Origin of the sequence: Desulfobulbus sp. (genome assembly GCF_031547805.1) — a bacterium.
Taxonomy (GTDB): domain Bacteria; phylum Desulfobacterota; class Desulfobulbia; order Desulfobulbales; family Desulfobulbaceae; genus Desulfobulbus.
In genome coordinates, this window is sequence record NZ_JAVBRQ010000027.1 from 1 (window position 1) to 5,203 (window position 5,203).

At 58.9% G+C, this 5,203-nt stretch carries 4 protein-coding genes; 2 read left to right on the forward strand and 2 right to left on the reverse strand.

Features of this window, described 5'->3' with window-relative positions; translation table 11 throughout:
• Positions 1-2,123 (reverse strand): tetratricopeptide repeat protein (locus RMR13_RS09265; protein WP_310600360.1); only part of this gene is annotated, 2,123 nt, incomplete at its 3' end.
• A 58-nt stretch (positions 2,124-2,181) separates the two neighbouring features.
• A complete protein-coding gene (locus RMR13_RS09270; protein ID WP_310600361.1) occupies positions 2,182-2,859 on the reverse strand; it encodes an NrtR DNA-binding winged helix domain-containing protein in 678 nt (225 codons plus the stop codon).
• Positions 2,860-3,029: 170 nt separating this feature from the next.
• Here RMR13_RS09270 and RMR13_RS09275 point away from each other — a divergent pair, with 170 nt between their 5' ends.
• A complete protein-coding gene (locus RMR13_RS09275) occupies positions 3,030-4,043 on the forward strand; it encodes an SPFH domain-containing protein (RefSeq protein ID WP_310600362.1) in 1,014 nt (337 codons plus the stop codon).
• A gap of 9 nt (positions 4,044-4,052) precedes the next feature.
• Positions 4,053-4,991 carry a sugar kinase gene (locus RMR13_RS09280; RefSeq protein WP_310600363.1) on the forward strand — a complete coding sequence of 313 codons (939 nt, stop codon included), beginning with the start codon at positions 4,053-4,055 and terminating at the stop codon, positions 4,989-4,991.
• Positions 4,992-5,203: the final 212 nt, after the last annotated feature.

The following is a 5,203-nucleotide window of genomic DNA, read 5'->3' on the forward strand; positions in this document are numbered from 1 at the left end:
AAATCCTGCTCCATCATGGCCAGGTTGGAGTAGTCCCTTGCCAGGGTCGGGTGGTCGTAAGGAAAGACCTTTTCGTTAATCGCTATGGCTTTGCGCATCAGGGCACGGGCTTCGTTCAGGTTGCCCAGAGCTTGCTCCACCGTGGCCAGGTTGGAGTAGCTCGTGGCCAGGGTCGGGTGGTCGTGAGGAAAGACTTTTTCCTCAATTGCTATGGCTTTGAGCATCAGGGCGCGGGCTTCGGCGAAATGGGCAAGCCCTGAAAGTGGGGAAATCAAAGCATTTGCCAGGTCGGCCCCGATTGCAAGGCCCGTATCCAGCCAGTACCCGGCCAGGGCTGCCAGGGGCGGAATCTCCCAACGGTTTGCTCTGTCGACCCAATCCTCCCAAAGTGATTCCGCTCGCGCCACAACCAACGTTTGCACGGTGTCCCGGTATTCCTGTTGAACCTCGTTGTCGAGGGTATTCCGAACAAGTTCCCCCAGCAGCCGATGCATGCGGACCACAAGTGGAAAGCCCCTGTCCGTTGCAACTCCGGTCTCCTGCAGCAGGCACAGGCTCAAGAGACGACGTGCCAGGTCCGCCCATGGGTCGCGCCGGCCGGGTTTGGCATCCTTTCCATATGCGGGAAACCGTTGCGCCACCAGGTGGCGCAACCAGGGGAGCGGCACATGGTCGGCAGGCAGCAGACTGGCAAAGGCCAGGGCCAGTCGGTCCTCTTCGGCCAACCGGTCCAGGGTCGGTTTCAGGGTTGCCGTCAGCCGTTTTTCGCCATGGCGCACTTTTTTCGCACTCTCCTCACCGGTCTCGTCGAGGAACACCAGCCCTTCTTCGCGCAACCCGGCAAGATAATCGGAACAGGAGATATCCTGGTATTCACCCAGGTACACCGCGGCCGACTCCACGGCCAACGGCATGCCGCCCAAAAGTTTGACGATCTCCCGGGCGGCCTGCCGCTCCGTCTCGTTTGCAAAGGCCCTGCCGGGCTGGTGTATTTCAATGAGGCTCAGGGCGTCATCCGGCGGCAGTTCGTCGATCGAAAGAAAACTGTCCGCCGCGAGATCCGCGAGCTGTTTCGTCCCCAATCGGGTCGTGGCGAGCAGGCAGAGCCAGTCCGCCCGGGGCAGGCAACGGGTCTGTTCATCGGCAAGCAGTTCCGGCTGGTCGACATTGTCGAGAAGAACCAGCACCCTGCCTCGGCCGACCTTCTGGTTCCGGTCCGGAGAGGCGGCTGCTTCCAGTCGAGCAGCATCCGCCCGTTGCTTTAACTCACGCAAGATCCGCTCGAACTGAAGATCCGGGCTTTTTTTCTCTTCATCATTCAGCTCGAAGTCCATATCCCGCTGATCGCGCAGGCTGGCAAAGGCTTCCTTGAGGTTGGCCTTGCCTTCGCAGCGGATCTGCCAGCAGCCGCCGGCAAAGAGGTGGCCATAGGCATGGGCGTATTGCAGGGCCAGGGCCGTCTTGCCGATACCGCCCAGCCCGTTGACCGCAGTCAACACTCCCATCCGGCCCAGGCTGACCATCCGGTTCAGACGTTGCATCTCGGTGTTGCGGCCGACAAAATGCTCGTTGGCCCGGTCCAGGTTACCCTTGCGTTGCTCCACTTGCTCGCCCAGGCGAATCTGCTCCCAGACCTGCCGGCTGATGGCGTCGAGCCGTTCCTTCACATCGAGTTGCTCGAGTGCGGCCTCGCCCTCTCCGTACCAGGGGCGGAGATCGTGGTGGTGGCGACGGCGCAGGTCCGCCACCCATTTGGTGCAGGTGGCCTCGAAATCGGGTTGGTCAAAGCCGGGCACCGTGACGAAATAGATCGGCGCTATGCCTTTGCCGAGGTAGGCGCGGCCCAGTTCATATTTCTGGTACTCGATGAATTCCCACTCGCACCACTGGCTTGCCAGATAGCCCGGCGAAAGGCAGGCGAGCATCAGCCGCGACTCTTTCAACCCGGCAAGGATTTTGTCCTGCCAGTATTCGCCGCCCTCGATTTCCCTGGTATCGAAAAAAGGGCGCAAAGGGCGGCCGGCGAAGGTAGCGAAGCGGGCGGCAATCTGATCCACCAGGCTGCCGACCTGGTTGCCGGTGTTGTCCCGTCGAGCGTAGCTGATGAAGATGTCGTAGTTCATGCGTGGCTCCTTTCTGGAAGAGGGGCGATGACGAACGCCGCCGGAAGAGTGGAGACGGCTAAATGGTGCGATTGAACAATATCAATTTGTTGGCCGGCTTGATTCGGTGAAGCTGCGCCGGACGATGGACCCCCTTGCGGGTTTTGCTGGTGGCCTCAAGAAAGCCGAGGTCGGAAATTTTGCGGCGAAAAGCGCTCTTATCGAGTGGATGACCGAGGATCTGCTCGTAAGTCTGCTGGAGCTCGGAGAGGGTGAACAGTTCCGGCAGCAGGTGGCAGGGCAGGGCCGAATAGGTGGATTTGTCGCGCAGGCGTTTGACCGCGGTGTCGATGATCCGGTTGTGGTCGAAAGGGAGCTGGGGCAGGTCGTCGGCTGGCAAAAAGAGCAACCGGTCCGATTGCTGGGCAGCGATGGCCTCATGAGGCAAGAGCGCGTAGTAGCTGATGCTGGCCGACCAGCCGCGCGGATCCCTGGTGGCGCTGGCAAAGGTGTAGAGCTGCTCCAAGTAGGGTGAAATGAGGCCCAGTTTCTCCCGGAGCACCCGGCGAGCCGCAGCCTGGCTGTCGATGTCCTCCTCGGCGTGCACATAGCCGCCGGGCAGGGCCGGTTGGCCGAAATAGGGTTCCTTGTCCCGCTTTTGCAGAGCCACCTGGAGAAGGTCTTTGGTGAGGGTGAGCAGTACCACATCCACTGTGAGAATGACGGGATGCCCTTTGTCGATTTTCTTGTTATGCACAGTTCACCTCTAAAGTAACGACGATGATCATCTTTTAATCATCTGAAAAAACAATGCAATAAAAAATTTTATGAAAAACTTAGTTGCAAAATAAAAATAACTTTCCTATGGTATGTCCACACAGGGCGACAGCTGCCCGTATCCTTGAACACTCAGAAATGGAGGACACCATGTTCGGATTCAGATTCGCCAGATTTCAGCCCACGGATTATGTGCTGCAATATCGTCGCGGCAAGCTGGTACGCGAGGGAATCGGCCAGGCTTTTTTCTATTTCGCCCCCTCCTCGGCCCTGGTCTGCATCCCGGTGGCCAGCGTTGACATCCCTTTTATTTTCCGGGAGGTGACGGCTGATTTTCAGGAAGTCACCGTGCAGGGGCAACTCACCTATCGGGTGGCAGATCCCCAGAAGCTCTCCCGGCTCATGAATTTCAGCCTGACCGCGGATGGCGCTGGTTATGCCTCCGAAGATCCGGGCAATCTGCCCCAGCGGCTGGTTAACTCTGTCCAGGTGCTGACCCGGGTCGCCTTGCAGAACATGGATCTGCGCCAGGTGTTGGCCAGTTCCGATACCCTGGTGCAAGCGCTTCGCCAGGGCATGAGCGCAGCCGAGGTCACCGATTCTCTTGGGATCGAAGTTTTGGGACTTTCCATCCTGGCCATCAAGCCCAACCCCGAGACCGCCCGGGCCCTGGAAGCCGAGGCGCGGGAGAAGATCCTGCGCGACTCCGACGAGGCCATTTATGCCCGACGCAATGCGGCGGTGGAACAGGAACGGGCGATCAAGGAGAATGAGTTGAACACCGAGATCGCGGTGGAAAATAAAAAGCGCCAGATCAAAGAAGCGCAGATGGAAGCGGAGAAGTCGGTGCAACAGAAGAAGCGGGAGCTCGAGGAGGCGGAAATGGCCACCCGGATTGCACTGGAAGAAAAGAATCGGGAGTTGGTGGAGCTGGCCACCAGCAATGAGCGGCAACAGGCCGATGCCAGGGCCTACGGCATTTCCGCCACTCTGCGCGCCCTGGAGGCCACGGAACCCAAGGTGCTCCAGACCCTCGCCAATGTGGGCATGGACCCCGGGCGCCTGCTTGCTCTGGCATTCAAGGACCTGGCAGAGAATACTGGCAAGATCGGCCAACTCAACATTTCACCGGATCTGCTGCGCGAACTCATGGCCGGCAAGTGAGGCAAAACTATGGCACCGCAAACGGAAAACAAGATCGTGCTCATAGTCCGGGCCACCCGGCTGGACGAACTGGTGGCCCGCTACAACACCGAGGCCCAGGCCAGGTTTTACATCGAACACCTGGGCGCGGATTTTTCCGATTACCAGCAGGAAGATGCCCACTACAAGGCCGCAGTGCGCGAGACCCGGGAATACCTCCAAGAGTTGGGGCGGGTGCAGGTGGTGGATCGCTCCTTTGTCCCCAACTTCATTTTCGGCGCCGAGGATACGGTGGTGGTGCTCGGGCAGGACGGATTGGTTGCCAATACTCTGAAATATCTTGACCGTCAGCCGGTAATCGGAGTCAACCCCGACCCGGCTCGTTGGGATGGCGTGCTCCTGCCCTTTCGCGTCCGGGATCTGGGCAAGCTGGTCCCCGAAGTGTTCCGGGGCGGCCGGGACATGGCCGAGGTGACCATGGCTCGGGCGGAGTTAAGCGACGGTCAGGTGTTGCATGCGGTCAACGACCTGTTCATTGGCGCTCGCTCGCATATTTCGGCGCGGTATCTCATCGAATCCGGTGGCTGGAAAGAACAACACTCGTCTTCCGGAGTGATCGTCTCCACCGGGTTGGGTGCCACGGGTTGGTTCCGCAGTTTGATGACCGGGGCTTTGGCCATTGCCGCTTCGGTGAACGAGGAGAAGGCATCGTCACCTGCTCTGCCGGTGTTTCCCAAGAATGCGGATTATCTGTATTTCACCGTCCGGGAGCCTTTTCCCAGCACCACCTCGCAGGCCAACCTTGTTTTCGGCAAGGTGACCGCCAATAAGCCTCTGGTCCTGTCTTCGCAGATGGCCGGATCCGGGGTGATATTCAGCGATGGCATGGAAAAGGATTGCCTCGAATTCAATTCCGGCGCGCAAGCCCTCGTTCGACCGGCGGCGAAAAAAGGGTATCTGGTGGTGTGAGGGGAAGTTTGGAGTGACGATTGTTCTCTACAGATGCATGAGAGGAGGCGTGATCAAGGGCATGGTTATTTAGTGCTTATCTACGAATAAATTACTCGCATTTTTCGCGCCATTGGCTCATATTCCGTTGAAAATCAAGCAATGGAGGCAGAAATGGCACGCATCAAAACCTGGGAAATTTCGGATGCATTCTGGGCGATCGTCGAACCGTT